This window comes from Niallia oryzisoli (genome assembly GCF_036670025.1).
Taxonomy (GTDB): domain Bacteria; phylum Bacillota; class Bacilli; order Bacillales; family Cytobacillaceae; genus Bacillus_BD; species Bacillus_BD oryzisoli.
On record NZ_CP137640.1, the window covers coordinates 819,657 to 846,149 of the forward strand.

A 26,493-nucleotide genomic window follows, 5' to 3' on the forward strand; every position below is an offset into this window, starting at 1 on the left:
AAAGAAGGAAAATGATGTCATACGTAAATCCAGATCAAGTTGTACAAAACATGGTTCAAGCAGGTGCAGCAAAAGCAAAGCTATCTGTTAAAGATATGTTAATTAGAGGTGGCTTAGCCGGGGCGCTTCTCGGCTTTGGTACCACCTTGGCATTTACTGCTGAAACACAATCGCAAATGGGCTTTGTTGGTGCACTTTTATTTCCAGCATGCTTTGTGATTGTCATTCTTTTAGGATTAGAGCTGGTTACAGGAAATTTTGCGCTGCTTCCATTAGCTGTGATGGAAAAGAAAGCTACATGGCAGCAAATGTTGTCAAATTGGTTTTGGGTCATTATCGGACATTTAATTGGCGGTGCAGTCTATGCAGTTTTATATGTGATTGCGGCAACTCATTTTGGTCATGTAGATAATCATGCGGTAGCAAAGAAAATTATCAATGTAGCAGAAGCAAAAACACTAGCCTATTCTTCGTTGGGATTAGAAGGGTTACTTGTCGTTATTGTAAAAGCTATTCTATGTAATTGGATGGTAGCTCTAGGGGCTGTTCTTGCGATGACATCAAAAGCAACAATTGGAAAAATAGCTGCGATGTGGCTTCCAATATTAATGTTTTTTGCCCAAGGCTTTGAGCATGCGGTCGTAAATATGTTTGTCATTCCTGCTGGAATTATGCTTGGGGCAAATGTTACGGTTTCTGATTGGTTAGTATGGAATCAGCTTCCGGTTCTTTTTGGGAATCTAATTGGCGGGTTTTTATTTACTGGACTAGCATTGTACCTAACACATAGAAAAGCAGTAGCAAAGAAGGCTTTAGAACAATTAGAAATTACACAGCAAGCATCCAATCTGTAATATGGAAAGAAGAGAGGGGTCATCGAATGGGCAAGGTATATTTAGTCGGAGCAGGTCCTGGAGACCCTGACTTAATAACGATAAAAGGCTTAAAGTGCATTCAAGAGGCTGATATTATCTTATATGATCGGCTGGTCAATAAAGGCTTACTGGAACACGCAAAAAAAGAGGCAACGTTAATTTATTGCGGGAAGCTTCCAAAATGTCACACATTAAAACAGGAAAATATTAATCTTTTGCTAGTTAAGCTTGCGAAACAAGGGAAAGTGGTGGCCCGTTTGAAGGGTGGAGATCCGTTTGTATTTGGCAGAGGTGCTGAAGAAGCAGAGGTTCTCGCTCAAAATGGCATTCCGTTCGAAATTGTTCCAGGAATTACATCGGGAATTGCCGCTCCTGCATACGCAGGAATACCGGTAACGCACCGGAAAATGGGAAGCTCGTTTGCTGTGGTGACAGGACATGGTGAGAAAGGGAAACCAACTAATATTAACTGGAGCAGCTTAGCAGGAATCGATACATTGTTGGTTTATATGGGAATTGGGCATCTGGCTGATATTTGTGATGCTTTGATTCTCCATGGAAAAGAAGCTGATACACCTGTTGCTTTAGTGAATAGGGGAACTACTGCTAATCAAAAAACCGTTACAGGAACCCTTTCTACGATTGTAGAATTAGCGAGTGTAGAGAAAATTGATAACCCCAGCATAATCGTAATTGGTGAGGTTGTCAGATTACGTGAACAAATTGCCTGGTTCAAAGAATTGAGGGCACATGAAAGTGAAATGGTATTTGCGGATAAAATTATATGAAAAAGTAAAGGACTTCCCTATGGTACAGGGAGGTCCTTGATGTTTTAGGAATAATCAATGCTCTTTTGGTTCATCTGTACCTTCTAAATCTTCTTTATTAAACCAAAGTGGATCCATGTCATCGACGTCCCCGTTGTAATTGATAAGAATTTCTTCTCCTGCCTTAATATCCTTGTATGCAAAAAAATCAAACGTGTGGTTGGGGAAGTTAATATCATATGTGGCATTTGGCTCATAGGAATGGTTAAATAACATCCCATATCCCAATAATATGCACGAGTGGTTTTTCCCATATTCAAATGCATAATCAGCAAGAAGTGTTTTCTCTATATGAATATGTTCATCATTTGGGTAGGGAAGAACGGGTGCAGCATGGAAAAGTGTCCCCTTTGCAATATCCTGTGTGGCAAATACCCCTCTATTTAGTTCCCCATCACTCAGTTTCGAAGTTTTTACTTCAATCATATTTCATCACCTGTTCATATTTTATAGTTAGACTTAAGTGTGAACGATAAAAAGATTGAAAGCAACAATATTATGTAGTTTATTTTTTGCAATCCGTTAGATATCATACTATTAGCATAGATGAATAAAAAAGATGTAAGTTGGTTTTTAAAGCCAAGCTTACATCTTTTTCAAACTTATTAAACTTAAATGATTGGCATTCCGTGACGACTTAATGCTGCTGCTTCTAGAATAGACATCCCTTGTTCTTCCGCAAAGGCTGTAAGCTTGTCCGATACAATTGGAGCGAAGTTTGCTGGTGGTTGAGCATTGTTCATCGCACGTCTGCGTGCTGAGTTTCTGCGTGCAAAAGGTCCCCAAATTGCAAAAGTAATACCAAGGCCTTGTATATTCACGAAGAAAGTATTACCATCTGGTGAGAAAGTGGGCCCTGCAAACTCAGAATGTATGTTGTCGGCAAATGTATAGACGTTTCCTTCTGGAGTTAGGCCAATGATGCGATTGTTGCCGCCGCCGTCTTCAGCAACCCAAAGATCTCCCCAAGGAGTAATGGTAATATTATCTGGTGCTTCTAAATCATTTTTATCAGTAGATTCATAGAAAAGCTCTAATGTATTCGTAGCTGGTGTGTAGCGGTAAACACGTCCAAGACGTTTTGTACCTGCACTTGTATCATCAAACCATAAAGTACCTTCTGAGAAATAAGCACCTTCTAAGCGGCTAAACTGGATACAGCCTTTCGCTTGCGCATCACTTTGTGCGATCTCAGGGTTTAATTTTTTCCAAACAACACCAAACTTCTGACCAGTAGCCATTTGACTAGCTTTAGGCAATTCTTCAATTGCAGCAGCTTCTAAGATACCGCCTTTCTGAAGAGAACCAAGAGTCTGGCTGCGGTCATTTGGTGTAAAACGATAAAAGAAGCTTGGGCTAGCATCTTCTGTTAAATACCAAATACCAGTTGAAGGGTCAACATGTCCAGCTTCGTGAGAGAAATATCCCATATCACGGATAGGTGTTCTAGACATTTCGTTTTCAGGATCAAGTGGATTTACTTCAAACACAAATCCATGTCCCATATTACGAGTTTCTTCCATTGTTAACCAAGTGCCCCATGTAGTAGCTCCGCCCGCACAGTTACGGATAGTACCTGAACTTGATACGTAGTGATCAATAAGTTCTCTATTTGGTCCTACAATTAAAGTTGTTGTACCACCGGCAGCACCAGTGTTCCAAGGATTTTTTCCGTTAACAGGGAAATCTGAATTTGTACTATTTTCATGGTTTCGTACTAGAATCGTCGTATTTTTCTCACCTCTAAAGGCAGCCATTCCATCATGCGCAGCTGGAACTTTATCACCATTAGACATAAGGTCACCTTTTTTAGAAAGCATTTTATAGTGAAAACCCTTTGGAAGATCTAAAATGCCGTTTGGATCCTTTACTAGAGGACCATAACCGCCAAATCCGCTTGTTGGATTACCTGTTGCCTCAGCAGCAAAACTTTTTGATGCATTTGCTAGTGAAAAAAGTCCAGTTGATCCAATTGTTAAAGCTAATGTGCCCATACCACCAGCCTTTAAGAAATTACGTCTGTTTATTCCATTATTTCCACCGTTCATAGTATTACCTCCACTTTCCTTTATTGAGACAAGCTCTATTAATAAAACTAGCAAATAATTCTATAAACACTGTTAATATAGTGTAATATTCTGTTTTACAATATAAGATAAAACGAAAGTGCCATTAGATGTAAAAAAATAGAGTGATCTATTGTTTGTTTTTAAGGCAAAAGCACTAGAAAATATCAGGAATTATCATTTTTAAAATAAAAAGGAGGATAAACCTATGAATTTCTTCATATAAAATTGTTGATTTTTTTCTGAAGTGTTAAGAGTTTGTAATATTTTTGTGCAAAAGTTAACATAAAGTAAATGATTCACTGAAATTAAAAATGATATTTCTAATAATTAGGAGTTGATTTCTAAATATTTAGATGATAGTATAGAAATCGCACTTCTTAATCCAGTTTTCTTGAGGGGAAAGAAAAGATACTTGATATTTTCTATCTATTTTTGATAATAGTGTAAATTAAAAAAGAAGTTGACTTCTGTGATTAAAAATGTTATAGTAATAAACGTCGTCAAAACAACAGCTATTAAGAAATAATTAAATATTGGCCCCTTGGTCAAGCGGTTAAGACACCGCCCTTTCACGGCGGTAACACGGGTTCGAATCCCGTAGGGGTCATCTTAGAAAGCGGAAGCGCCTTGCCTAGCGGCGTATGGACTGGAGCATCCGGACCGAGATAAAGGAAACACCAAGAGCACGCTAGTGCGATTGGATGTTAACTTATCGTAGGGTGGAATGTGAAGTCCACTAGGCGCTGGAGCTAGACTGCTATCTAATTGAAAAAATGTGGAGGATTAGCTCAGCTGGGAGAGCATCTGCCTTACAAGCAGAGGGTCGGCGGTTCGAGCCCGTCATCCTCCACCATGATCTTTTCACGTAGTGAAAATAATCTTCATATTTGCCGGCCTAGCTCAATTGGTAGAGCAACTGACTTGTAATCAGTAGGTTGGGGGTTCAAGTCCTCTGGCCGGCATCTTATTGTTTGAGCCATTAGCTCAGTCGGTAGAGCGTCGCACCGTCTCGAAGAGACTGCGACTGCAACAAAAGCCAAAGGCTTTTGGCGCACAAGACCACAAGCTATGTCATAAACATAAATTATATTCGAGCCATTAGCTCAGTCGGTAGAGCATCTGACTTTTAATCAGAGGGTCGAAGGTTCGAGTCCTTCATGGCTCACCAAAGTTTTTTGCGCTTGCAAAATAACTTTCAATATGCGGGTGTGGCGGAATTGGCAGACGCACTAGACTTAGGATCTAGCGCCGCAAGGCGTGGGGGTTCGACTCCCTTCACCCGCATTTATATTGCGGAAGTAGTTCAGTGGTAGAACACCACCTTGCCAAGGTGGGGGTCGCGGGTTCGAATCCCGTCTTCCGCTCCAGAATATACTTGCCGGGGTGGCGGAACTGGCAGACGCACAGGACTTAAAATCCTGCGGTAGGTGACTACCGTACCGGTTCGATTCCGGTCCTCGGCACCAAGGTTTTTTACGATAGTAAAATAACCATATTATTTTGCTCCAGCAAAATAACTAACGATTTATGCGCCCGTAGCTCAATTGGATAGAGCGTCTGACTACGGATCAGAAGGTTATGGGTTCGACTCCTTTCGGGCGCGCTTGTGAATCGGGAAGTAGCTCAGCTTGGTAGAGCACTTGGTTTGGGACCAAGGGGTCGCAGGTTCGAATCCTGTCTTCCCGACCATTCAATTTCAAAATGAAAATGGAGCCTTAGCTCAGCAAGGAGAGCTTTTTCTTATGCTGGCAGAGCAGGAAATCCGGGGTTCGATCCCACTAGGATCCACCATCTTTTTTAGATAATAATATGGCGGCGTAGCTCAGCTGGCTAGAGCGTACGGTTCATACCCGTAAGGTCGGGGGTTCGATCCCCTCTGCCGCTACCATTGAATTATACTCATAGCTGGCTTTTTTCGAAGAACAGTCTCAAGTGTTTATTATGGAGGAATACCCAAGTCCGGCTGAAGGGATCGGTCTTGAAAACCGACAGGCGGGTTAAACCGCGCGGGGGTTCGAATCCCTCTTCCTCCGCCATTTTAAAAAATGGTACAAATCAATATTTTTATTATCGCGGGATGGAGCAACGAAGCGTTACTTCATTGAATAAACTGCGAGTTGTACCGATCGAGCTGCTGCTTGAATAAGCTTCTTGAGGTCGGGACAGTTCTTGCTCACATAGAGTATGAACCAAATTTTATATTTATTATTATCGCGGGGTGGAGCAGTTCGGTAGCTCGTCGGGCTCATAACCCGAAGGTCGCAGGTTCAAATCCTGTCCCCGCAATCTGGTCCGGTAGTTCAGCTGGTTAGAATGCCTGCCTGTCACGCAGGAGGTCGCGGGTTCGAGTCCCGTCCGGACCGCCATTAACATTTTTTCAATATTTTCATATAAATATGGAGGGGTAGCGAAGTGGCTAAACGCGGCGGACTGTAAATCCGCTCCCTTGGGTTCGGCGGTTCGAATCCGTCCCCCTCCACCAAAGTTTTTTCACGGTAGTGAAAATAATCATTCATATAGGGGTATAGTTTAAAGGTAGAACGAAGGTCTCCAAAACCTTTGGTGTGGGTTCGATTCCTACTACCCCTGCCAATTATGGCGGCTGTGGCGAAGTGGTTAACGCATCGGATTGTGGTTCCGACATTCGTGGGTTCGATTCCCATCAGCCGCCCCATAAACAATTTTATTATTGGGCTATAGCCAAGCGGTAAGGCAACGGACTTTGACTCCGTCATTCGTTGGTTCGAATCCAGCTAGCCCAGTTTTTGGCGGCATAGCCAAGTGGTAAGGCAGAGGTCTGCAAAACCTTCACCACCGGTTCGAATCCGGTTGCCGCCTTCATACAATTTTGCCGGTGTGGCGGAATTGGCAGAAGCGCACGACTCAAAATCGTGTTCCTTCTGGAGTGTCGGTTCGACCCCGACCACCGGTATATAGGATTTAAACTTAGACTAGTGTCTAATCAAAATCTACTTTTTCACTTCGCGGGTGTAGTTTAGTGGTAAAACCACAGCCTTCCAAGCTGTTGTCGAGGGTTCGATTCCCTTCACCCGCTCCATACATAATGGGCCTATAGCTCAGCTGGTTAGAGCGCACGCCTGATAAGCGTGAGGTCGATGGTTCGAGTCCATTTAGGCCCACTTTTAATTGAAATGCGGAACCATTTTTAGATTATGCCTTTTTAAGGCTTTTTTTTATGGAGATTTTTCATATGCTGAACAGACCCCATCTAATGGTTTAGTTCGTGCAAAAGGCGCGAGGATTGAAAAAAAGACAAACACAATGACTGTGTTTGCCTTTTTAAATGCAATGCGGAAAAAGATAATCCATTCAAAATACTCCACGCTTATGTTAAAGTTGGCATTCTTAATGATGACTTTAATTTAGACTCCATCTTTTCGATATAGAATGAAGCTTTAATAGCCAATGTAATTAATACTGATAACAGGCTGAGAAGAATATTCAAATTATATCCCTCCACATTGAAATTAGTGTTTTATTAAACACTAGTCTTAGTATTCGCTCGAATGAGCCTTTTATTCTGTGCGGCTTATTATGCGATTACGATCTTCTGTCTGCGGAGGCTCTTCATACCATCCATGTTTAAACATAATTTCTAATCCTTCTTGACCATAAAAATAGACATCTTTGGTTAGTAATGTTGTTTTTAAAGCTATATCATTTCTTAATGTGAAAAATGCTCCAAAACTCTCTCCAACAATGCTAAATCCATTGAGAAAGTCGATGCAAAACATCATAAGTTTGTCTGAAAATGGTGCAATGGTTGAAGTTGTTACTGTACTTCCAGAAGTTGCGGAAACCTGAATATCATTTTCCAAAAGGAATTCTTGAAATGTTTTTATATGCTTTTTGGCAAGTTCTTTTCCTTTTTCAAAATATTGTCTAACCTCTTTGTTTTTTGCACTTTGAGCAAATCCAGTAATGAGTTGCATTCCGATATTATTCACTTCAATTCCGTGATGGAGAAAACCTACTTCAATAGCATTCAATGACCTTTTCTCACTAAAAAGTTTAAATCCTTTCATGTACCTTTTGCTCTCAATAAACTCAGTTGTTTTGGGAATTGTGATATTTGGAGGAAGAGTAAGAATCCCTTTTTTTAATAAGTAACGGGTGGCCAATTTATAACACTTATGGGTAATGGTGGTCAAACCCTCATAAAGCGTCATCATATCTACTCGGTACGCCATATTCATATTAATTGTGTACATTCCCATACTCACTTCTTTTAAAATACGAAGAAGCATTATGTCAAATCCATTGTCAAATAAGGTGGGAGCATCTAAATTAACATCTTCTTTTGTAAATCCTTTAGGAATGGCTGCTCCTTCACTCTCGAAAATCCTTATCATCAATTCCACATAATAATCAAGTTCCTGCCACATCATCCCCATAATATTTTTGGCTTCTTGGTCATCAGACTTTTCTATGAAATATTCAAGAATTCTTAAAATCATCGTCTTTTCTTGATATGTAATCCAAAGGGTACCAAGTTCTGATGCACTTATAAGGTTATGAAAATTCATAATTTCCACCTCGCATTTAATAATAAAATTTTCTCCTAATTTGCAGGCAGTATTCACTAAACAAATATGTATAAATTGGGGAAATAGAGAGCAATCATGATGAGTTCAATGAAGAATTGCCAGCATTTGATTGGCATAACAGCAATGATATAAGGTATGGTAAAATTATTCTATAATAATACATGTACATGAAGGGGGAATTATGATGAGCTGGGAACGTAAGGCGCTTGAAAGAGTACTTGAATTATTGGTGGAAAAAGACAAGGATTTTAAAGAACTTACTGATCATTTATATGATTTAGGAATTGTGATTAATAAAAACAGTTCGGCATACGAAATTTTAAGGGACATTATGGCTTGGGAGTCAATGCCTATAAATTTGTCGTCAGTTCAAGCGCAAAATAAATCAAAAGAGATTTTTGTAAAAGATGCCCTTAAATACATAGAGGAAAAATTCAATAAATAATTGATAATGATTTTATGGGATAAACAATGTAACAGGATGCTGAAAAAACGATATAGTGTAATAACTGTCCTTAAGTAAAGTACAACAAAGATAAAAACGAAGCCGTAATCAATGCATGTTCGAGGAGTGTATGCGCCGAGTAAACCTATACTGGTGTTATACAAGGAGGAAAACATGCTAGGTATATTAGCGGGACTTTTAGTAGCGTGGTTACTAAGCTTGATTGGCGTTCATTCACTCATTATCACTGGTTTGTCTGAATTGTTCAACTTGAATCTAACAATAGCAGGATATTATGTATTGTTCGGATTATTAGGTTTCATTTTAGAATTAATATCACCGAAAAGAAGAATGAGGTATAAAAGGAAACCACGAAGAAAATAAATAAAAGCTTGCAGCTGACCGGAACCAGCTGCAAGCTTTTTGTTTTTACCCTATATTCCGACCAATGTTATTCTCCTAAAGCTGCATCAACAGAGTAATTCTCTAAATCAATCTCTAAATCCAATCCAAGAGCAAGCTTAGCTAATTGAGAGCCTAAAAAAGGACCAACGGTAAGTCCTGATGAACCTAATCCATTCGCGACAAAGATTCCCTCCCAGCCTGGCAGCGGTCCAATCACAGGCAAAAATCCCGGCGTAAAGGGACGAAAACCAACTCTTGCTTCTAATAAAGCTGCGTCGGATAACCCTGGAGCTGTTTCCAACGCTTTCGTAAAAATTTCAGCCAGCCCGCCTGCTGTTACCCTTGTATCGAAAACTTCTGTATCTTCATGAGTTGAGCCAACGACAATTCGATGATCATCGAAAGCTAATACATATAGGGTTCCCGGAGGCATGACAACCGGCCAATCGCCGGTATTTTCTTTCACTTCTAAATGGGCTATTTGAGCTTTTTGAAAACGGACCTTAAAATCAACGCCTAAAGGACTAAGCAATTGAGGAGCCCAAGCACCTGTACATACAATAACAATATCCGCGTAGATGGTTTCTATAGGGGTCTGAACTCCTGTTACTCGAGTTTCATCAAAAATCAGCATTGCTTCATCATAGATCAATGTAGCACCGTTTTTTTGAGCAGCCCGTAAAAGAGAATCCCTAAGTTCCCGCCCGTCAACGCGTGCACCGCCGCTGACATGGACAGATGCATACTCATCATCAAGTAGAGGAAACAATTGCTTTGTTTCCTGTGGACTTAGATGGGTAATGTCACCAATTTCAGGAGCTTCCTGTCTTCTGACCAGAGCCCTTTCTGCCATTTTTTCAAGCTTTTTTTCATCCTTATGTAAGCTAACTGCACCCACCTGAGAATATCCAGTGTTTATTTCTCCATCCTCTTTCAGTTCATTAATTAAGCCCGGATAATAGCGGGCCCCCGCTTTTGCCAGCTCATACCACGCTTTATTGCGGCGCTGGCTTAACCACGGGCAGACAATGCCAGCTGCAGCATCTGTCGCCTGCCCTTTATCTTTTCGATCGACAATGGTAACTTGAGCTCCGCTTTTAGCTAATTGATAGGCAGCTGTAGCTCCAAGAATGCCTGCACCCACCACAACGATTTTTTGCATCAGGTATCCCCCCGTGTCCGTTTATTCCTTTACTTAAATCAGTTTCTACGAATATTCAATGTTAGAAAATATAACATGATTCGTTTTTTACAGTCGATTTTATGTAAAAATAGTAACCATCAATCATTTTATCTTACTTATTGGAGGTAATAAATGAATAAGCAAAGGTTAGTTGTAATAGGGAATGGGATGGCAGGTATTCGCTGTCTCGAGGAAATCTTAGAAATTAATCCTAATCTATTTACGATAACTGTTTTTGGCAGCGAACCACATGTTAATTACAATCGCATTTTATTATCGAATGTACTGCAAGGTAGTACATCATTTGAAAATATTATGCTCAATGACCGTGAATGGTATAAGAAAAATATGATTGAATTGTTCACCGGCGAAACAGTTGTGAAGATTGATACGGTGAGAAAAATCATTCAAACAGATCAAAAAAGGGAAGCGGGCTTTGACAAGCTCATTATTGCAACGGGCTCAACTCCGTTTGTTCTTCCGATTCCTGGTAGAGACAAAGCTGGGGTCATAACATTCCGAACCATTGAGGATTGTCAAAAAATGATGGAAGCGTCCAAACAATATAGTAAAGCTGCCGTGATCGGCGGCGGTTTATTAGGTTTAGAGGCAGCCAGAGGGTTGTTGAATATTGGGATGGAGGTAGATGTGGTACATCTGGACGATTGTTTAATGAATCGGCAGCTTGATTATACAGCCTCTAAAATGCTTGAAAAGGAATTAAAGAGTCAGGGTATGAATTTTTTGTTAGGAAAAGAAACAGAAGAGATTATCGGAAACCACCGTGTGGAAGGTTTGCGTTTTAAGGATGGAACGGAAATAAAAACAGAGTTGGTGGTAATGGCGGCGGGTGTTAAACCGAATGTAAAGCTTGCAAAGGAAAGTGGGATTGAAACCAATCGTGCCATCCTCGTAAATGACTTTTTACAAACGAATATCCAGGATATTTACGCAGTAGGGGAATGTGTGGAACATCGGGGAAAAGTCTATGGGCTTGTTAAGCCGCTGTTTGAACAAGGGAAAGTATTGGCAAAACATATATGCGGGCAAGAAGTCCAAGGGTATCGTGGTTCTGTTCTTTCTACCCAATTGAAAGTATCCGGAGTCGATGTATTCTCAGCTGGTCAGTTCACAGGCGATGAAACAACAAAGGCTATTTCTATCCAAGATGGGTTAAATGGAGTTTATAAGAGATTTGTTTTTCAAGGAAATAAACTGGTAGGAGCTGTTTTATATGGTGATACAAATGGCGGTGCTAAATTATTAAAACAAATCGTGGAAAAGAAAGACATAGAGGATCACGAAAAAAATAGGCTGTTCCAGTTAACCGCAGTCGATGAGAACCCTGTGGCTGCAATGGCCCAAAGCGAAATTGTCTGTAACTGTAATGCGGTAACGAAAGGAGCCATTCTAGAAGCCGTACAGCAAAATAGCTTAACCACCGTTGAACAAGTGAAAAAGTGTACAAAAGCTTCCGGTTCATGCGGCGGCTGCAGGCCTGTAGTAGCACAACTGCTAAATTATATTCAAAGTGATTCATTCGATGAAATGATAGAGAAGGAAACCTTATGTTCCTGCACAACCATGACTGAAGATGAAGTCATACAGGAAATGCAGGTGAGACATCTCACATCTATTCAGGAAGCGATGAATGAGCTGAATTGGAAACAACCCCATGGATGTCGTAAATGTCAAGGAGCACTATATTATTATTTTGGCATGATTGAACCGGCGTTAACTGATGTTCCAGCTTTTTGTAATAAAATCGATCCAATTGAAACCTATAATGGTCTTTGCCAATGTGATAGACAATCATCTTTAGATTTGGGTGTTCAATTAGAAAAAAGGTGGGATTTTTTAAATACACCACAACGTATTAAAATGAGCATCTCTTCATGTATACACAATGGTGAAGAGGTAATGACAAACGATATTGGATTGATCATGATGAACAGAGGGTGGGAAATTTATATTGGTGGCAGCGGTGGACGTAATACGAAAGCGGGAGATTTATTTTATGTTGCAGGAACCAATGAGACAGTAATCGATATGGTTCTTTCTATAATTCAATATTATCGAGAGACCGCTAATTATTTGGAATATACCCGACAATGGGTGAATCGTATCGGTTTAATCCATATAAGAGAAGTCATTTTTGATCCGGAGCTTCGTTATCAGCTTATTAAGAGACTGGATCTTGATGTTTTAACTAATAAAGAGAAAGCAGAAAAGAAATATATCAAATCCTTATAATGATTCATTAATTTTTCATAAAAAAGGAGGCAATTAAAGATGGAATTAAAGGGTTTCAAGCAATCGGGACATTTCCCAAGCTTATTGTCAGCGTTTCTCTATTTTGATGTCAGTTTTATGATTTGGGTGCTCTGTGGGGCGGTATCCCTTTATATTACCCAAGATTTCGGATTAACGGACTCGCAAAAAGCTACAATGGTAGCTCTCCCTTTGCTGGGTGGAGCGATCTTACGAATACCAATGGGTATTTTGTCTGACCGAATTGGCTGCAAAAAAACCGGTATCATTGGAATGATCATCACGATTCTGCCATTACTATGGGGCTGGCTTGGCGGTTCGAGCTTAAGCGAACTTCATGCTATCGGTCTTTTGCTTGGAGTAGCAGGGGCAAGCTTTGGGGTGGCACTCCCATTAGCAGGACGTTGGTATCCGCCGCAGTATCAAGGGATGGCAATGGGAATTGCCGGTGCCGGAAACAGTGGAACGGCGATTGCTACGTTCTTTGGTCCAAAAATTGCCGAGATGTATGGATGGCACAGTGTGTTTGGTATAGCCATTATCCCGCTCCTTCTCATCCTCATTTCTTTCTCGCTCATGGCAAAAGACAGCCCAAATCAGCCAGAACCAAAGAAGCTTTCTGAGTATTTATCAGTTTTTCGTTATTCCGATACATGGTGGTTCTGCCTGTTCTATGCCATTACATTTGGAGGGTTTAGCGGTCTCGCCAGCTATTTAGGTATCTTTTTCTATGATATATACGGAGATAAAGCGATGGCCGGAGGATTATCTATGATTCAAATCGGCTATTTGGTGACAGTTACCGTTATTGCCGGAAGTTTATTCAGACCGATTGGAGGTTATATTGCAGATCGTATCGGAGGGATGAAATTTCTTCAATATCTATTTGCTTGCATATCCATTTGCTCCTTCCTAGTGACACTGATGCCAAGTTCCTTCCTAGTCATGCTGATGATTACGAGTGTGATGATGGCTTGCCTTGGTATGGGAAACGGTTCTGTGTTCCAAATCGTGCCGCAGCGTTTTAAAGATGAGATTGGAGTAATAACTGGCATTGTAGGAGCGGCCGGCGGCTTTGGAGGTTTCCTTCTGCCAAACTATATTTTAGGACCGTTGAAGCAGGCAACCGGGAGTCATGTTGCAGGATTTATCACCCTTGCTTGTATTGGACTTGTTGTAACCCTTGTATTTTATTCTGTTTCACGCAGCTGGAAGAAGTCTTGGGCTACAGTGGAATCTGGAGTGAAATTCTAATTCTTTATACAAAGGAATGAAATAGTTATGACTGAAATGTTTTTAAAATATTTTCGCGAAAAACAACAGCAGGTACAGTCTGAAAAAGTATATGATACACAATGCCCGTATTGCAGTGTTCAATGTAAAATGCGCTTAATTGAACAAACGATTGTCACAAGGAAAAAATATGTGACGGTCGGAAAGGAGAATCCTACTTCACATGGTCGTATATGTATTAAAGGGATGAACGCGCACCAGCATGCCTTACACAAGGAACGGATTCTATATCCCCTATTAAAAGTAGATGGTGAATTTACGCGCATCTCCTGGGAAGAGGCTTACCAGCATATCAAGGAGAATTTCACGAAAATCCAGGTCGAAGATGGAAATGACGCCCTGGGTGTTTATGGGAGTGCCTCCATTACAAACGAAGAGGCCTATTTATTAGGGAAATTTGCACGTGTAGCATTGAAAACAAAACATATTGATTATAACGGACGTTTATGTATGTCAGCAGCAGCTTCCGCGGCCAGCCAAACCTTTGGAATGGATAGAGGATTAACCAATAGTTTGCAGGAAATCCCCTTTGTCGAGTGCATTATTTTAGCAGGGACTAACATTGCAGAATGCCAGCCTACTCTTATGCCTTATTTTGAAAAAGCAAAGGACAACGGAGCATTCATCATAGCCGTTGATCCAAGGGAAACAGCGACAACGAAAATGGCTGATTTGCATTTAAAGATCAGGCCTGGTAAAGATGCGGCATTGGCAAATGGATTATTAAAGGTCATTGTGGAAAAAAATTATCAGGATGAGTCATTTATCAAAGAAAAAGCAACAGGGTTTGAGGAAGTCAGGGAATACGTTTCTTCCCTTAGCTTGCATGAGATTGCTGAGCTAACCGGAGTACCGGCGGAGCAGATTGAAAGAGCAGCTGATGCATTTGGGAAAGCAGAAACCGGCATGATTTTCACGGCAAGAGGTGTTGAGCAGCAAACAGATGGTTCGCTTGCAGTCCGCAATTTCCTGAATATTTTGATTGTAACAGGAAAAATCGGCAAACCATATTGTGGATATGGGGCCATCACCGGACAGGGAAATGGCCAAGGTGCAAGGGAGCATGGCCAAAAAGCAGATCAACTGCCGGGATATCGCTCGATTGTAAATGAGGAACATCGAGCCCATATTGCCAAGGTTTGGGGAATTGATAAGGCTGAGCTGCCAAGAAAAGGGGTATCAGCCTTTGAAATGATTGAGAAAATGGATAAAGGAGAAATCACAGGTTTGTTCTTGATGTGTTCCAATCCAATTGTATCTAACCCAAATGCAGATTTTGTGAAAGGAGCTTTAAAAAAACTAAAGTTTCTTGTTGCTGTAGATTTATTTGTTTCAGAAACTGCTAGATTAGCAGATTTAATTCTGCCGGCAACCTCCTATTTAGAGGATGAAGGGACCACGACAAACCTAGAGGGACGGGTGCTTTTACGTGAAGCTGGCTTCCCAAGTATAGGAGAAGCAAAGCATGACTGGAAAATTATTTGTGACATTGCTCAAGTACTTGGAAAAGGAGAATATTTTTCTTTTTCATCTGCTGAAGAGATCTTTAATGAACTACGAGAGGCTAGCCGCGGCGGTATTGCAGATTATTATGGAATCACGTATGAACGTTTAAGAAAGGAAGGCGGGATATTATGGCCTTGTCCTAGTATCGATCATAAGGGGACAGAAAGGTTATTTGAACAATCCTTTGCCCACGAAGACGGAAAGGCTTTAATGGCGGTTGTTTCTAATGTACCTGAAGTGCCAAAGGAAGAGCCAAACGAGAATTATCCTCTATATTTAACAACAGGAAGGGTGATGTCACATTATTTGACAGGAGTACAGACAAGAAAAAGCCCCTCATTGGCGGCAAGGAATTTTGAATCCTTTATAGAACTCCATCCAGATACGGCAAAGAAATACGGTATTAAAAACCAGTCGCTTGTAAAGGTTGAATCAAAACGGGGAAGTATTGTTGTAAGAAGTATCTTATCGGAGGCGATACGTCAAGATACTGTCTTTGTTCCTTTTCATTGGGGTGATTCCCAAAATGTGAACAGGCTTGTTTCACCAAAATTAGATCCGTTGTGCAAGATGCCCGGATTTAAAGTGAGTACAGTAAACGTTAGTCCTTTTGTCGAGAAAATGTAAAAGAAAAGGGTGCCTGCACCCTTTTCTTTTATGGAGATTTGCTCAACTATATGTCTGAGTCCACTGCTGCTGACTGCTCCGTTATCTGTTTTTCAAGCTCTAATCGAAAGAACTCTTTTTTCTCCATACTCCAGCCAAGCTGGTAACTCATTAATTCAATTACGGGTGTTTTCCATTTCTGTACCCATTCGCTGTGAAAAAGTAACGCTCCTGTCCGGCGCAGAAAAAAGTCAACAGGTGTATAGGCATACTCTTTTGTGATGCTGTAAATGACTTGAGCATAAATGTCAGGCGGAAGTCCAAAGGTTTCGGCTTCGGTCTTATCTCTCTCCATGATCCCATAAACATCATCAATATTTGAGCCGTACTTTTTATTAAGTAAATAGGCAGAATTCTGATTTAGTCCAAGCTTCAGTCCTCGCTGGATTTTTCCTTCTATAAAAGAAGAGAATTGCTGTGATCCGCCGACAGAGCCGCCTGAAATAGGCAGTTGTTTTGTTTGACAGGGAAGAAACATGATACCAGCTTCTTTATGAAATGATTCGGTAAGGGTATCGACAATCTTTTCCGCCATTTTACGATAGCCGGTTAGCTTTCCTCCTGCAATGGATATTAATCCTGATGGTGAAGTCCAAATTTCATCCTTTCGAGAAATTTCAGATGGACCTTTGGACGCTTCATGAATTAAGGGTCTTATCCCTGCCCAGCTGGATTCAATATCACCTACTTTTATATTCAAATCTGGAAAAATATAACCAATGGTATTTAGGAGATAATCCCGGTCGCTGACTGTCATTCTTGGATTTGTTAAATCTCCATTGTATGGTGTATCCGTCGTTCCAACATACGTCTTTCCATCCCTTGGAATAATTAAGACCATTCGGCCATCGGGTGTGTCAAAATAGACAGACTGTTGTAACGGAAAAACGCTCTGGTCAAAAACAAGGTGAATCCCTTTCGTTAAGTACAAATGCTTATTCGTTAAAGAACGATCTTGTTCTCTCAATCTATCGACCCATGGACCAGCTGCATTGACAATCTTTTTTGCGTGAATTTCAAACTCCTGCTCATCCAATTGATTTTGGATATAGACACCTGCCAGCTTTCCATTCTGATAGATAAAGTCAGTCACTTTTGTATAATTCATGACTAGTGCTCCTTGGTTTGCGGCCTCTTTCAGCACTTCGATGGTCAATCTGGCATCGTCGGACCGGTATTCAACAAACAGACCACCGCCTAATAAGCCATCCTTTTTGAGCTTTGGCTCCAGTGCCAGTATTTCTTCCTTACGAAGCATGCGGCATCGTTCTGTTTTTTTCACCCTCGCTAAAAAGTCATAGAGGCGTAACCCTAATGATGTGGTAAACATCCCTAATCCAGTCTTCTTGTAGACCGGTATCAGCATCCTCAGCGGTGTCGTAACATGTGGTCCATTTTCATAAACAATTGCTCGTTCTCTGCCAACCTCGGCTACGAGTGGCAGCTCAAAATTTTTTAAATAACGAAGGCCGCCGTGGATTAATTTGGTGGAACGGCTGGAGGTTCCGGCAGCAAAGTCCTGCATTTCAACGAGCGCGGTCTTCATTCCCCTGCTTGCAGCATCTAAGGCAATTCCAGCCCCAGTGATCCCTCCGCCAATAATCAATACATCAAATTCTTCCTTCTCCATTTTCTTTAACACGGAGCTTCTATCTAAACTAGAAAATGCTTCACACATCATTCATCCCTCCGTTTTGGAAAATATAATACAAGAATATTAGGGAATCAGTATGCTATAATAGAAAAAGCCTAATTTCCTTGTAAAATTAGGCTCTTTTACATCATACACCATAAAAGTTCATCACTTATGTTAAATCTTATTATAGATGACGCTAGTCTTATGTAGGGGTGACAAGGATATGAAATTTATCTTGCAGCTTTTTTTTATTTGGCTGATTTACGCAGTATCTGATTATATTGTAAGTTTCCTAGATTTGCCTATCCCAGCCAGTGTGTTTGGCATGATTTTATTATTTTTATTATTAGTAAGCGGAATAGTAAAAGTACAGTATATCGAGAAGGCGACAACCTTTTTAAATAAGCATCTGGCCTTTTTTTTCATTCCTTTTGCGGTTGGGTTAATGAATTACGGTGGGCTGATTCAAACGAGCGGGATCCAACTGCTGATTATGATTTTCGTCAGCTCTGTTATCGGTTTACTCGTGACATCAGGATTGACACAGTTTCTAGCAAGAAGGGCGGTGTCTAAGCATGAACATAAGCATGAGCAGTCTAACTTTCATTAGTATTATCTTGACAATCATAGTATATCTTGGTGCCAGATGGTTATCCATCCGTGTGTTATCACCCTTTACGACGCCGGTATTAACTGCAACGATCGTGATCATTCTCGCACTTCATTTGATGGGAATTTCCTATGAACAATACACGCCTGCAAAGGAGTGGATGACCTTTCTATTGGGACCAGCAACCGTTGCACTTGCCGTGCCCATGTATCATAATCGCGATGTAATCATGGAAAAATTATTCCCGGCTTTATTTGGCTTAATCATCGGGACGATCTCAACAATCATATCAGCCGTTTGGTTATCGAAAGCGCTTGGTTTATCGGATACGATTCAAGCAACATCTACTGTAAAAGCCGTAACAACTCCTGTAGCTATTGAAGCGGTGTTGCTTGTCGGAGGAGACCCTTCGCTTGCAGCGGCCTTTGTGATCATTGCAGGGTTATTTGGAGCAATATTAGCACCATTGATTTTAACGATAACAAAGATTTCGGACCCTTTTTCACGAGGGCTTGGAATCGGAACAGTATCGCATGTTATTGGAACGAGTCAAGCTGTTAAGGAAGGACCGATTCAAGGAGCAGTTTCGAGTATGGCGATGGGGTGTGCCGCTATACTTACATCGATTATTCTGCCGTGGCTGTATCCGATTATACAGCTATAAGTAAGCAGGGACATGAATATGATATGATATAATTTAATTTGGAGGAGTGATTGATAATGGTTAAAAAAATGAATGTAGAAAGTTTTAATCTTGATCATACAAAAGTAAGGGCACCTTATGTTCGCCTTGCAGGTGTAAAGACCGGACAAAATGGTGATGTCATCCATAAGTATGACGTCCGCTTTAAGCAGCCAAACAAGGAGCATATGGAAATGCCTGCTCTTCATTCACTAGAGCATTTAATGGCGGAAAATATTCGAAATCATACAGATTTAGTTGTGGATGTAAGTCCAATGGGCTGTCAGACAGGCTTTTATTTAACGATGATTAATCATGATAATCATGATGAAATCTTAGATATTCTGGAAAAGACTTTACAGGATGTTCTAGAAGCGGATGAAGTGCCGGCATGCAATGAGGTTCAATGCGGCTGGGCTGCCAGTCACAGTTTAGAAGGAGCAAAGGAACTTGCTCGTGACATGCTTGCAAAGAGAAATGAATGGCAGGATGTTTTTGGAGAAGAATAATACATGGCTATAATGAAAAGCTGCTTTCTGTTGAAAGTAGTTTTTCTTTGTGCTTCAGGAAGTTATATCCCATGTAAAAGTTATGTTGATCAATAGAATATATGGATATTTTATGTTGCAATATCTAAACTACTGATATGTGATTTTTTCTTGTGTCTTTTCAGTTCATGATTGAGGACCCATAATAAAAAGGGGGAACAAAAATGGATCAATCGATCAATTCTGGCCGGCCGCCCTACGGACTTATTGCCGTTCTGCTGGTTGGTGCTTTTATTACATTTTTAAATAATACTTTATTAAATATTGCATTGCCTTCTATTATGAAGGATTTAAATGTTGAGACGTCAACCGTTCAGTGGTTAACGACTGGTTTTATGCTGGTGAGCGGGGTTATGATACCAACAACCGCCTTTTTAATTCGTAAGTACTCTGTTAGGCGATTATTTCTAACAGCAATGGGATTATTTACTGCAGGAACAGTTATTGCAGGGATCGCTCATCTTTTTTTCATTCTATTGTTAGGGAGAATGGTCCAGGCTGCAGGAGCAGCCATCATGATGCCGTTATTAATGAATGTTATGTTAGTAAGCTTCCCGATTCACAAGCGGGGAACAGCGATGGGGGTTTTTGGTTTAATCCTAATGTTTGCCCCGGCGATCGGGCCTACCTTATCGGGATGGATTGTAGAACATTATGATTGGCGAATGCTGTTCCACTTTATTACGCCGATCGCCGCTGTTATTCTTCTGATTGGCTTTTTCAAACTGAAGGATAAGAAGGAGAACGTCGATATCAGACTTGATTCTTTATCAGTGCTGCTATCAAGTATCGGTTTTGGCGGATTACTGTATGGATTTAGTTCAGCCGGAAATCAAGGATGGGATAACCCGCAGGTATATGTAACAATTGGTATCGGTGTTATTTCATTAATATTATTTATTTTACGGCAGGCAAAACTTGAAGATCCGATGCTTAACTTTAGTGTATATAAGTATCCAATGTTTGCTTTATCATCTGTCATTACGATGATTATGAACATGGCTATGTTTTCCGGCTTTTTACTTCTGCCAATCTACGTTCAAACGATCCGCGGCATCTCCCCAATGGACGCTGGCTTAATGCTGTTGCCGGGAGCACTGCTTAACGCAACTATGTCTCCCATAACAGGGCGGTTATTTGATATAATCGGCGGCAGAATCTTAGCTATTACCGGCTTAGCCATTACGGCAATTTCAACGTATTTATTTAGTCAATTAACATTTGAAACAACCTATATGTCTTTAGTCATTATTCATGCTGTTAGGATGCTTGGATTGTCACTCGTGATGATGCCTGTTTCAACAAATGGGCTGAATCAGCTGCCAAGACGGTTCTATCCACATGGTACCGCGATGAATAATACGTTAAACCAAGTATCAGGAGCGATTGGAACAGCGCTGTTGGTTACGCTCATGTCAAACCGTACAGAAAATGTCATGTCCAGGCTAATGACCGATGCCATTCATCAAGGCGGGGGTCAGCCGACAGCCGAAGTACAGCAGCAGATGCTCCTGAAAGCCACACTAGATGGAATTAATTTTACCTTCTTTATTAGCACCATTATCATTGCCATTGCTCTTATTTTAGCTTTCTTCATCAAACGGGAAACACAAGCCGAGGACCCACTAGAAGAAAAACCCAGACAGATTAATCCTGTAACGAAATTAGCAGGGAATTAAGATAGAGCAATATAAGTAAACTCGATAGAGGAAGACTGGACAAGTTTTCTTCTATCGAGTTTTTTATTTTATAGGCTTGTTATAGCACAATGTTGTTTTTTAGTTAGCAGAGTTGATTGCAGTGGAGGGCACGTAGACTCCTGCGGGAGAAGCGAGACAGCCGAGACCCCGGAGACACGGAGTGTCGAGGAGGCTCGGTGGTCGCCCGCGGAAAGCGAAGTGCCCGGAACGGAAATCAACAACCATTGTTAAAAAGAGCCATTTTATAGTATAAAGAGACAAATCATCGTCTGGAATGTGATATAAATCAATCTAAAAATTTCTTTAATATGATATGGTTTATTTGAATTGTAATTTAATACATTAAGAAGTGAGGGTGTGAACGGTGACAATAAGACAACAAAAAGTACTCAATAATGGGCCAAGAATCCAGAAAGAAAAAGAAACGGTCAAGAAAATGATTGAGGTCTATTGTCGGAAAAATCATCATCATCGCCATGAACTATGTGAAGAGTGTCAGGACTTACAAGAATATGCAATGAAGAGATTATCATTTTGCCAATTTGGGGAAGATAAAAGTTTTTGCTCATATTGTCCAGTGCACTGCTATAAACCAGATTATCGCAAAAAAATTAAGGATGTCATGATTTTTTCTGGCCCGTGGATGCTGCTTTATCATCCGGTACTTGCGGTTAGACATATTTGGCAGGAAAAAGTTACACACTGGCATTGATGATAAACTCAGCTCAGCTGTGAAGAAATATGATTGAAAAAGTAACTTTCCATGAAGTTACTTTTTTTGTTTTGTGATTGTTTATAGATTTAAGAATATATGGTTCCCTCATTCAATAAAATGGTAAGGATACTAGAGGAGGGGAAAAGGTATGGCAGTTCATGTGGTAAAAAATGGTGAAAGTTTATGGACCATTTCCAACTACTACAGTGTTCCAATCTCCACCATTGTCCGTACGAATGGACTAACTGCCACTGGCTTGATCGTACCTGGACTTGCACTTTATATCCCGGAAAGCGGCCGATTACCGATTCGAATTTATCAGGTAAAACCTAAAGATACATTATGGAACATCGCTCAGCGCTACAATACGTCTGTTTCCTCTTTAATAAATGAAAATCCTGATTTGCAAACGCCTTATCTTTTGTCTATTGGACAAAGGTTACGAATACCTTCACCGATTAAGATGAGGTTAGCAACGTTAGGCTTTATCCAGCCATATTCGCTTGAAGCTTCCATTCAAAGCTTAGAGGCTGTAGCTGACCAATTAACTTACTTAGCAATCGCTGCTTATTCTTTAACAAATGAAGGATATGCCTTTATGAAATTAAACGATGGCGGTTTGGTGGAAAGAAGCAGACAGCTTAACGTGATTCCGTTATTAATGATTCGAAATATTATTAATGGTTTTAAATCGGAATTAATTGGAACGGTGCTTGGAAATGAAGTATATCGAAATAATCTAATTTTGAGTCTTGTCAATTTGGCAAAACAAAGAGGCTATGGTGGAGTTAGCATTGATTTTGAATTTATTCCTCCGGAACGAAGAGAAGACTTTACCTTATTTTTACGGGATTTAAAGGCTCAATTAGGAGAGCTGATTTTACATGTCAATGTACATGCAAAAAGTGAAGACCTACCCCTGAACCCGATTGTGGGCGGCTATGATTATAGAGCAATTGGTAATGCCTCTGATTTTGTAGCTGTTATGACGATTGACTATGGTTATCCGACAGGACCGCCTGCCCCCATTGCACCGATAGGCTGGGTAGAACAAGTAATCAATTATGCAGTCACCCATATCAATCCAAGAAAACTGCAAATATCACTTGCTTTGTATGGGTATGATAAGGTAGTCCCGAGTAATGAGACGACTGCGCTGTCAGTTCAAGATGCACAAAATCTTGCCCTTACTGCTAGAGCACCTATTCAATACGATGCAATTGCCAAGGCACCATGGTATCGTTATTGGAAGGGACTCGAAGAGCATGTTGTTTGGTTTGAAGATATTAGAAGCTATATAGAGAAATACAATTTAATGGACTTATATCAATTATATGGGACAACATTTTGGCAAATAAGCCTGCCTTCTCCACAAAATTGGGAGTATATGAGAAATCATATTGATGTAATTAAATTATAAAAAAGAAAGGCAGCCAATGAAGATTTGCTGCCTTTTTGAATTTCAACTACCCCTTTATCCCCTGAAGCCATTCTTGATAGCATTCATCACACAATAGTTCCTCTCTTTCTGAATTTGACACATGAAATGTGACATGATGGACTCCGTTTTCCTCTGTTTGGTTTGCACAATAGAAGCATTGTTGTGACATGTGAATTCCTCCTAAAATTGTATAACTTAGTTTGAAACGAGCGAGTCCATTTTATGCTGTCGAATGGACTCAACTACAATCCGCATATACGAAAAATATAGGGAGAAACTATCTTTGATATTGAACTGAGGTGGGGATTTATTATGGATGAACAAATGTCTTACGGTGATGACTATAAATTTATTCCTGCAACATCAGTAGGCAGTGGAATTGGGATTGAGGTATTACCGGATTTATTTTGCCATACGATTCAAATAGTAAATATTTGTTTAGTCGGCCGGCCGGATTCAAAGGATTTTGTGTTAGTAGATGCCGGGATGCCGCATTCAGCTGATGAGATTATTTCTGTTACTGAAGAACGTTTTGGTGTAAATAATCAGCCAAAAGCAATTATATTAACGCATGGTCATTTTGACCATGTTGGGGCCATTATTGAGTTAGTAAAACATTGGCAGATTCCTGTTTACGCACATGAACTAGAAATGCCTTATTTGACAGGGAAAGAGAGATATCCAGAACCAGATCCTACTGTTGAAGGGGGAATGGTTGCCAAAATATCCCCTTTGTTTCCGAATGAACCAATAAACTTAGGAGATCACGTAGAAGCACTCCCAACAGATGGGAGTGTGCCACATATGCCTTCGTTTCAGTGGGTCCACACACCTGGCCATACTCCAGGGCATATTTCTCTTTTTCGAGAGGAAGATCGAGCATTAATTGCAGGAGATGCGTTTATAACGGTAAAACAGGAATATCTCTATAAAGTGCTGACACAGGAACAAGAAATTAGCGGCCCGCCGAGATATTTAACAACTGACTGGGATACGGCCCGTGCATCTGTTGAAAAGTTGGAGAAACTACACCCGTCAGTTGCAATAACAGGTCATGGACTGCCGATGTCGGGAACACAATTAACAGACAGTTTACAAAAACTTGTGGAAGAATTTAATACGATTGCTTTACCGGAATATGGAAAATATGTACCGAAAAATATACATTAGAGATACAAGATATACTTTGAAGGAAAGATGTCATGTATAGATTGAGGTGACAAGATGGGAAAACTGTTTGCGATTGGTGAAGTATTAATCGATTTTATTCCAATGCAAAAGGGGACAGCTTTAAAAAACGTTCGTTCTTTTGAGCGGGCTCCTGGCGGGGCACCGGCAAACGTTGCGGCAGCTGTTTCCAAATACGGACAAAAGTCCTCCATGATTTCTAAATTAGGGAAGGATGCTTTTGGGGATTTTTTAGTGGAGACACTGATGGAGGCAGGGGTTGAAACAGATAAACTATTTCGTACAGATGAAGCGAATACAGCTTTAGCTTTTGTATCGCTGAAGGAAAATGGGGAACGTGATTTTTCCTTCTATCGAAACCCTTCCGCGGATTTACTGTTGAACGAGGAAGAAATTGATCCGTCTTGGTTCGAAGAAGATGATTTCCTTCATTTTTGTTCAGTTGATCTTGTTGAGAGTCCAATGAAACAAGCACATAAGAAAACAATAAAAGCTGTAACAGAGGCAGGCGGACTTGTTAGTTTTGACCCCAATGTCCGGCTGCCATTATGGAAGAGTAAAGAGGACTGCAGAAAAGCCATTCTTGAGTTTCTTCCCCTTGCAGATGTAGTCAAGGTTTCTGATGAAGAACTAGAATTTATAACAGGCATTAGAAATCAGGAAAAAGCACTTCAATCCTTGTTTGTGGGAAAGGTGAAAGCAGTTGTATTCACAAAGGGTGCACACGGAGCAGAGTTAATACTGCGGTCAGAGATATATAAATCAAATGGATATTCAGTTGAAGTAAAAGACACGACAGGTGCAGGTGATGCTTTTATTGGCGGATTTTTATATAAAGTGATGGAATTAAATACTAGTTCCTCAAACTTAGAATCTACCTTACATTTGCATCACAAAGAGATATTAAGTTTTGCCAACGCAAGTGGAGCTTTAACCACGACTGGATTTGGGGCGATTTCTGCCCTGCCATCAAAGGAACAGATTGAAAGTTTGTTAAAGGGTTAATGCATTGTAAATACAGTGTTACCTGCTATGGATAAATCCAAAATAAGGGCTGTCCCACTGAGACAGCTTCTTATTTTTTGTGAACTACTTATCCACCATAAGCGTAGACAACTCTTACATGAGCAACGATTGTATAATCGCCGGTTTGAATCGGCGGTACTTCATTTTTTGTAACAGAAGCTGCTGCGGCTGAAAAGGCGGGGAATGGTCTTAATGACTGATCGCGCTGCTCTGTTATTTTTATCGGCATTAGACTAAGTGTTGCTCCAATGGTACTGCTTATTTCTGTAGCCTTTTTCTGTGCGTTTTCCACGGCCTTTTTTAATGCCTCCTGATAAAAGACATCTGGGTTTGCCACAAAAAACTGTATCATGCCGCTGCGATTTGCCCCATTTTTCATGGCCATATCATAAACGTTTCCTATAGTTGTAAGATCCTTCACTGTGACTTCAAAGTGGTGTTCTACCTCATAACCCTTTAAGATTGATTTCCCCTCGATAAAATCATAGCGTGGGTTGACGGAATAAACGGTTGTTCTGATTTCACTGTCATCAATCCCTATTTGTTTTAATGCGAGGATAACTGAGTTTGAAATGGCAGTGTTTTCTTCTTGGGCAATTTGTACATTTGGATTTTCCGTTATGACTCCTAATGTTATCGTAGCCTGATCGGGGCTAACCCTTATTTTACCTTCACCTTCAATTGTTAATGTAAAAGGATAGTAGCTCCTATATGGTGAATAATGTTGATAAGGCTGAAAGCCTTTGGAAAATTGCATGTTATCACCTCAAACAAACAATTTAAAATCATACTATGATATGTATTGAAATAGTTAATATGACAATAAAAGACATTAAGGT

The 26,493-nt window shown here is 40.4% G+C and carries 22 protein-coding genes and 21 tRNA genes; 36 read left to right on the plus strand and 7 right to left on the minus strand.

Annotated elements, in window-relative coordinates; genetic code table 11:
- Positions 1–14 precede the first annotated feature (14 nt).
- Together R4Z09_RS04050 and cobA are read left to right on the plus strand one after the other, a co-directional pair.
- Positions 15–854 (plus strand): formate/nitrite transporter family protein, encoded by an 840-nt coding sequence (locus tag R4Z09_RS04050; protein WP_338451106.1) that lies wholly within the window; start codon positions 15–17, stop codon positions 852–854.
- 26 nt (positions 855–880) lie between these two features.
- Positions 881–1,663 (plus strand): uroporphyrinogen-III C-methyltransferase, encoded by a 783-nt coding sequence (gene cobA, locus R4Z09_RS04055; RefSeq protein WP_338451107.1) that lies wholly within the window; start codon positions 881–883, stop codon positions 1,661–1,663.
- A gap of 54 nt (positions 1,664–1,717) precedes the next feature.
- Here cobA and R4Z09_RS04060 read toward each other — a convergent pair whose 3' ends face one another.
- Positions 1,718–2,128 (minus strand): SET domain-containing protein, encoded by a 411-nt coding sequence (locus R4Z09_RS04060; protein WP_338451108.1) that lies wholly within the window; start codon positions 2,126–2,128, stop codon positions 1,718–1,720.
- A gap of 185 nt (positions 2,129–2,313) precedes the next feature.
- Positions 2,314–3,750, minus strand: coding sequence for an alkaline phosphatase PhoX (locus R4Z09_RS04065; RefSeq protein WP_338451109.1), 1,437 nt, complete (start codon positions 3,748–3,750; stop codon positions 2,314–2,316).
- Between the two features lie 556 nt (positions 3,751–4,306).
- Here R4Z09_RS04065 and R4Z09_RS04070 point away from each other — a divergent pair.
- The 21 genes from R4Z09_RS04070 to R4Z09_RS04170 all read left to right on the plus strand — a co-directional run bounded on the left by R4Z09_RS04070 (position 4,307) and on the right by R4Z09_RS04170 (position 6,911).
- A tRNA-Glu gene (locus R4Z09_RS04070) sits at positions 4,307–4,378 on the plus strand.
- Between the two features lie 170 nt (positions 4,379–4,548).
- Positions 4,549–4,624: transfer RNA gene (locus R4Z09_RS04075), tRNA-Val, on the plus strand.
- Between the two features lie 36 nt (positions 4,625–4,660).
- Positions 4,661–4,733 (plus strand) — tRNA-Thr (locus R4Z09_RS04080).
- 130 nt (positions 4,734–4,863) lie between these two features.
- Positions 4,864–4,939: transfer RNA gene (locus R4Z09_RS04085), tRNA-Lys, on the plus strand.
- 34 nt (positions 4,940–4,973) lie between these two features.
- Positions 4,974–5,055: transfer RNA gene (locus R4Z09_RS04090), tRNA-Leu, on the plus strand.
- Between the two features lie 8 nt (positions 5,056–5,063).
- A tRNA-Gly gene (locus tag R4Z09_RS04095) sits at positions 5,064–5,138 on the plus strand.
- Positions 5,139–5,148: 10 nt separating this feature from the next.
- Positions 5,149–5,237 (plus strand) — tRNA-Leu (locus R4Z09_RS04100).
- Between the two features lie 63 nt (positions 5,238–5,300).
- Positions 5,301–5,374 (plus strand) — tRNA-Arg (locus R4Z09_RS04105).
- 9 nt (positions 5,375–5,383) lie between these two features.
- Positions 5,384–5,460: transfer RNA gene (locus R4Z09_RS04110), tRNA-Pro, on the plus strand.
- Between the two features lie 122 nt (positions 5,461–5,582).
- A tRNA-Met gene (locus R4Z09_RS04115) sits at positions 5,583–5,659 on the plus strand.
- 55 nt (positions 5,660–5,714) lie between these two features.
- Positions 5,715–5,807, plus strand: a tRNA-Ser gene (locus tag R4Z09_RS04120).
- A 176-nt stretch (positions 5,808–5,983) separates the two neighbouring features.
- A tRNA-Met gene (locus R4Z09_RS04125) sits at positions 5,984–6,057 on the plus strand.
- Between the two features lie 3 nt (positions 6,058–6,060).
- A tRNA-Asp gene (locus R4Z09_RS04130) sits at positions 6,061–6,137 on the plus strand.
- A gap of 32 nt (positions 6,138–6,169) precedes the next feature.
- Positions 6,170–6,253, plus strand: a tRNA-Tyr gene (locus R4Z09_RS04135).
- A gap of 36 nt (positions 6,254–6,289) precedes the next feature.
- Positions 6,290–6,363, plus strand: a tRNA-Trp gene (locus R4Z09_RS04140).
- A gap of 6 nt (positions 6,364–6,369) precedes the next feature.
- A tRNA-His gene (locus R4Z09_RS04145) sits at positions 6,370–6,445 on the plus strand.
- Between the two features lie 16 nt (positions 6,446–6,461).
- Positions 6,462–6,533 (plus strand) — tRNA-Gln (locus tag R4Z09_RS04150).
- 5 nt (positions 6,534–6,538) lie between these two features.
- Positions 6,539–6,609 (plus strand) — tRNA-Cys (locus R4Z09_RS04155).
- A 12-nt stretch (positions 6,610–6,621) separates the two neighbouring features.
- A tRNA-Leu gene (locus R4Z09_RS04160) sits at positions 6,622–6,703 on the plus strand.
- A 52-nt stretch (positions 6,704–6,755) separates the two neighbouring features.
- Positions 6,756–6,829: transfer RNA gene (locus R4Z09_RS04165), tRNA-Gly, on the plus strand.
- 8 nt (positions 6,830–6,837) lie between these two features.
- A tRNA-Ile gene (locus tag R4Z09_RS04170) sits at positions 6,838–6,911 on the plus strand.
- A gap of 396 nt (positions 6,912–7,307) precedes the next feature.
- Here R4Z09_RS04170 and R4Z09_RS04175 read toward each other — a convergent pair.
- Positions 7,308–8,318, minus strand: a complete 1,011-nt coding sequence (locus tag R4Z09_RS04175; protein WP_338451110.1) for a DUF3231 family protein — start codon at positions 8,316–8,318, stop codon at positions 7,308–7,310.
- 205 nt (positions 8,319–8,523) lie between these two features.
- Between R4Z09_RS04175 and R4Z09_RS04180 the strand changes: the two genes are divergently transcribed.
- Entirely contained in the window at positions 8,524–8,784 is a 261-nt protein-coding gene (locus R4Z09_RS04180; protein WP_338451111.1) for a hypothetical protein, read from the plus strand.
- A 174-nt stretch (positions 8,785–8,958) separates the two neighbouring features.
- Positions 8,959–9,168, plus strand: coding sequence for a hypothetical protein (locus tag R4Z09_RS04185; RefSeq protein WP_338451112.1), 210 nt, complete (start codon positions 8,959–8,961; stop codon positions 9,166–9,168).
- 67 nt (positions 9,169–9,235) lie between these two features.
- On the opposite strand, the gene R4Z09_RS04190 is transcribed toward R4Z09_RS04185, so the two are convergent.
- Positions 9,236–10,351, minus strand: a complete 1,116-nt coding sequence (locus R4Z09_RS04190) for an FAD-binding oxidoreductase (protein ID WP_338451113.1) — start codon at positions 10,349–10,351, stop codon at positions 9,236–9,238.
- Positions 10,352–10,504: 153 nt separating this feature from the next.
- Between R4Z09_RS04190 and nirB the strand changes: the two genes are divergently transcribed.
- The 3 genes from nirB to nasC are packed head-to-tail and all read left to right on the plus strand — an operon-like array spanning position 10,505 to position 16,069.
- The gene (nirB, locus tag R4Z09_RS04195; RefSeq protein WP_338451114.1) at positions 10,505–12,625 is read left to right on the plus strand and encodes a nitrite reductase large subunit NirB; all 2,121 of its coding nucleotides are present in this window, start codon (positions 10,505–10,507) and stop codon (positions 12,623–12,625) included.
- A 39-nt stretch (positions 12,626–12,664) separates the two neighbouring features.
- Entirely contained in the window at positions 12,665–13,897 is a 1,233-nt protein-coding gene (locus R4Z09_RS04200) for an MFS transporter (RefSeq protein WP_338451115.1), read from the plus strand.
- A 27-nt stretch (positions 13,898–13,924) separates the two neighbouring features.
- Positions 13,925–16,069 carry an assimilatory nitrate reductase catalytic subunit NasC gene (gene nasC / locus R4Z09_RS04205; RefSeq protein ID WP_338451116.1) on the plus strand — a complete coding sequence of 715 codons (2,145 nt, stop codon included), beginning with the start codon at positions 13,925–13,927 and terminating at the stop codon, positions 16,067–16,069.
- Between the two features lie 46 nt (positions 16,070–16,115).
- Here the strand turns inward: nasC and R4Z09_RS04210 are convergent, their stop codons facing one another.
- A complete protein-coding gene (locus R4Z09_RS04210; RefSeq protein WP_338451117.1) occupies positions 16,116–17,789 on the minus strand; it encodes a glycerol-3-phosphate dehydrogenase/oxidase in 1,674 nt (557 codons plus the stop codon).
- Between the two features lie 178 nt (positions 17,790–17,967).
- On the opposite strand from R4Z09_RS04210, the gene R4Z09_RS04215 reads away from it, so the two are divergent.
- The 6 genes from R4Z09_RS04215 to R4Z09_RS04240 all read left to right on the plus strand — a co-directional run bounded on the left by R4Z09_RS04215 (position 17,968) and on the right by R4Z09_RS04240 (position 23,419).
- On the plus strand, positions 17,968–18,354 hold the full coding sequence (locus R4Z09_RS04215) for a CidA/LrgA family protein (protein WP_338451118.1): 387 nt from the start codon (positions 17,968–17,970) through the stop codon (positions 18,352–18,354).
- Positions 18,320–19,018 carry an LrgB family protein gene (locus tag R4Z09_RS04220; protein ID WP_338451119.1) on the plus strand — a complete coding sequence of 233 codons (699 nt, stop codon included), beginning with the start codon at positions 18,320–18,322 and terminating at the stop codon, positions 19,016–19,018. Before R4Z09_RS04215 ends, R4Z09_RS04220 begins: the two co-directional genes overlap by 35 nt.
- A 56-nt stretch (positions 19,019–19,074) precedes the next feature.
- Complete coding sequence (locus R4Z09_RS04225) at positions 19,075–19,545, plus strand: S-ribosylhomocysteine lyase (RefSeq protein WP_338451120.1); 471 nt, start codon at positions 19,075–19,077, stop codon at positions 19,543–19,545.
- Positions 19,546–19,748: 203 nt separating this feature from the next.
- Positions 19,749–21,263: a DHA2 family efflux MFS transporter permease subunit gene (locus R4Z09_RS04230; protein ID WP_338451121.1), complete on the plus strand. Its 1,515-nt coding sequence runs from the start codon at positions 19,749–19,751 to the stop codon at positions 21,261–21,263.
- A gap of 385 nt (positions 21,264–21,648) precedes the next feature.
- The gene (locus R4Z09_RS04235) at positions 21,649–21,996 is read left to right on the plus strand and encodes a nitrous oxide-stimulated promoter family protein (RefSeq protein ID WP_338451122.1); all 348 of its coding nucleotides are present in this window, start codon (positions 21,649–21,651) and stop codon (positions 21,994–21,996) included.
- 151 nt (positions 21,997–22,147) lie between these two features.
- Positions 22,148–23,419 (plus strand): LysM peptidoglycan-binding domain-containing protein, encoded by a 1,272-nt coding sequence (locus R4Z09_RS04240; protein ID WP_338451123.1) that lies wholly within the window; start codon positions 22,148–22,150, stop codon positions 23,417–23,419.
- Between the two features lie 46 nt (positions 23,420–23,465).
- On the opposite strand, the gene R4Z09_RS04245 is transcribed toward R4Z09_RS04240, so the two are convergent.
- The gene (locus R4Z09_RS04245; RefSeq protein WP_338451124.1) at positions 23,466–23,609 is read right to left on the minus strand and encodes a hypothetical protein; all 144 of its coding nucleotides are present in this window, start codon (positions 23,607–23,609) and stop codon (positions 23,466–23,468) included.
- Between the two features lie 143 nt (positions 23,610–23,752).
- Here R4Z09_RS04245 and R4Z09_RS04250 point away from each other — a divergent pair, with 143 nt between their 5' ends.
- Together R4Z09_RS04250 and R4Z09_RS04255 are read left to right on the plus strand one after the other, a co-directional pair.
- A complete protein-coding gene (locus tag R4Z09_RS04250) occupies positions 23,753–24,610 on the plus strand; it encodes an MBL fold metallo-hydrolase (RefSeq protein WP_338451125.1) in 858 nt (285 codons plus the stop codon).
- Positions 24,611–24,664: 54 nt separating this feature from the next.
- The gene (locus R4Z09_RS04255) at positions 24,665–25,633 is read left to right on the plus strand and encodes a carbohydrate kinase (protein WP_338451126.1); all 969 of its coding nucleotides are present in this window, start codon (positions 24,665–24,667) and stop codon (positions 25,631–25,633) included.
- A gap of 88 nt (positions 25,634–25,721) precedes the next feature.
- Here R4Z09_RS04255 and R4Z09_RS04260 read toward each other — a convergent pair whose 3' ends face one another.
- Positions 25,722–26,411 (minus strand): SIMPL domain-containing protein, encoded by a 690-nt coding sequence (locus tag R4Z09_RS04260; protein ID WP_338451127.1) that lies wholly within the window; start codon positions 26,409–26,411, stop codon positions 25,722–25,724.
- Between the last annotated feature and the right edge of the window lie 82 nt (positions 26,412–26,493).

What these genes read in the sequence shown, in the direction of transcription:
- R4Z09_RS04210 (WP_338451117.1), bottom strand. Translation starts at nt 17,789, where the DNA reads ATGATGTGTGAAGCATTTTCTAGTTTAGATAGAAGCTCCGTGTTAAAG.
- R4Z09_RS04185 (WP_338451112.1), top strand. Translation starts at nt 8,959, where the DNA reads ATGCTAGGTATATTAGCGGGACTTTTAGTAGCGTGGTTACTAAGCTTG.
- R4Z09_RS04215 (WP_338451118.1), top strand. Translation starts at nt 17,968, where the DNA reads ATGAAATTTATCTTGCAGCTTTTTTTTATTTGGCTGATTTACGCAGTA.
- R4Z09_RS04225 (WP_338451120.1), top strand. Translation starts at nt 19,075, where the DNA reads ATGGTTAAAAAAATGAATGTAGAAAGTTTTAATCTTGATCATACAAAA.
- R4Z09_RS04175 (WP_338451110.1), bottom strand. Translation starts at nt 8,318, where the DNA reads ATGAATTTTCATAACCTTATAAGTGCATCAGAACTTGGTACCCTTTGG.
- R4Z09_RS04220 (WP_338451119.1), top strand. Translation starts at nt 18,320, where the DNA reads ATGAACATAAGCATGAGCAGTCTAACTTTCATTAGTATTATCTTGACA.
- R4Z09_RS04065 (WP_338451109.1), bottom strand. Translation starts at nt 3,750, where the DNA reads ATGAACGGTGGAAATAATGGAATAAACAGACGTAATTTCTTAAAGGCT.
- nirB (WP_338451114.1), top strand. Translation starts at nt 10,505, where the DNA reads ATGAATAAGCAAAGGTTAGTTGTAATAGGGAATGGGATGGCAGGTATT.
- R4Z09_RS04230 (WP_338451121.1), top strand. Translation starts at nt 19,749, where the DNA reads ATGGATCAATCGATCAATTCTGGCCGGCCGCCCTACGGACTTATTGCC.
- R4Z09_RS04260 (WP_338451127.1), bottom strand. Translation starts at nt 26,411, where the DNA reads ATGCAATTTTCCAAAGGCTTTCAGCCTTATCAACATTATTCACCATAT.
- R4Z09_RS04240 (WP_338451123.1), top strand. Translation starts at nt 22,148, where the DNA reads ATGGCAGTTCATGTGGTAAAAAATGGTGAAAGTTTATGGACCATTTCC.
- R4Z09_RS04180 (WP_338451111.1), top strand. Translation starts at nt 8,524, where the DNA reads ATGAGCTGGGAACGTAAGGCGCTTGAAAGAGTACTTGAATTATTGGTG.
- R4Z09_RS04255 (WP_338451126.1), top strand. Translation starts at nt 24,665, where the DNA reads ATGGGAAAACTGTTTGCGATTGGTGAAGTATTAATCGATTTTATTCCA.
- R4Z09_RS04190 (WP_338451113.1), bottom strand. Translation starts at nt 10,351, where the DNA reads ATGCAAAAAATCGTTGTGGTGGGTGCAGGCATTCTTGGAGCTACAGCT.
- R4Z09_RS04245 (WP_338451124.1), bottom strand. Translation starts at nt 23,609, where the DNA reads ATGTCACAACAATGCTTCTATTGTGCAAACCAAACAGAGGAAAACGGA.
- R4Z09_RS04250 (WP_338451125.1), top strand. Translation starts at nt 23,753, where the DNA reads ATGGATGAACAAATGTCTTACGGTGATGACTATAAATTTATTCCTGCA.
- R4Z09_RS04050 (WP_338451106.1), top strand. Translation starts at nt 15, where the DNA reads ATGTCATACGTAAATCCAGATCAAGTTGTACAAAACATGGTTCAAGCA.
- nasC (WP_338451116.1), top strand. Translation starts at nt 13,925, where the DNA reads ATGACTGAAATGTTTTTAAAATATTTTCGCGAAAAACAACAGCAGGTA.
- cobA (WP_338451107.1), top strand. Translation starts at nt 881, where the DNA reads ATGGGCAAGGTATATTTAGTCGGAGCAGGTCCTGGAGACCCTGACTTA.
- R4Z09_RS04200 (WP_338451115.1), top strand. Translation starts at nt 12,665, where the DNA reads ATGGAATTAAAGGGTTTCAAGCAATCGGGACATTTCCCAAGCTTATTG.
- R4Z09_RS04060 (WP_338451108.1), bottom strand. Translation starts at nt 2,128, where the DNA reads ATGATTGAAGTAAAAACTTCGAAACTGAGTGATGGGGAACTAAATAGA.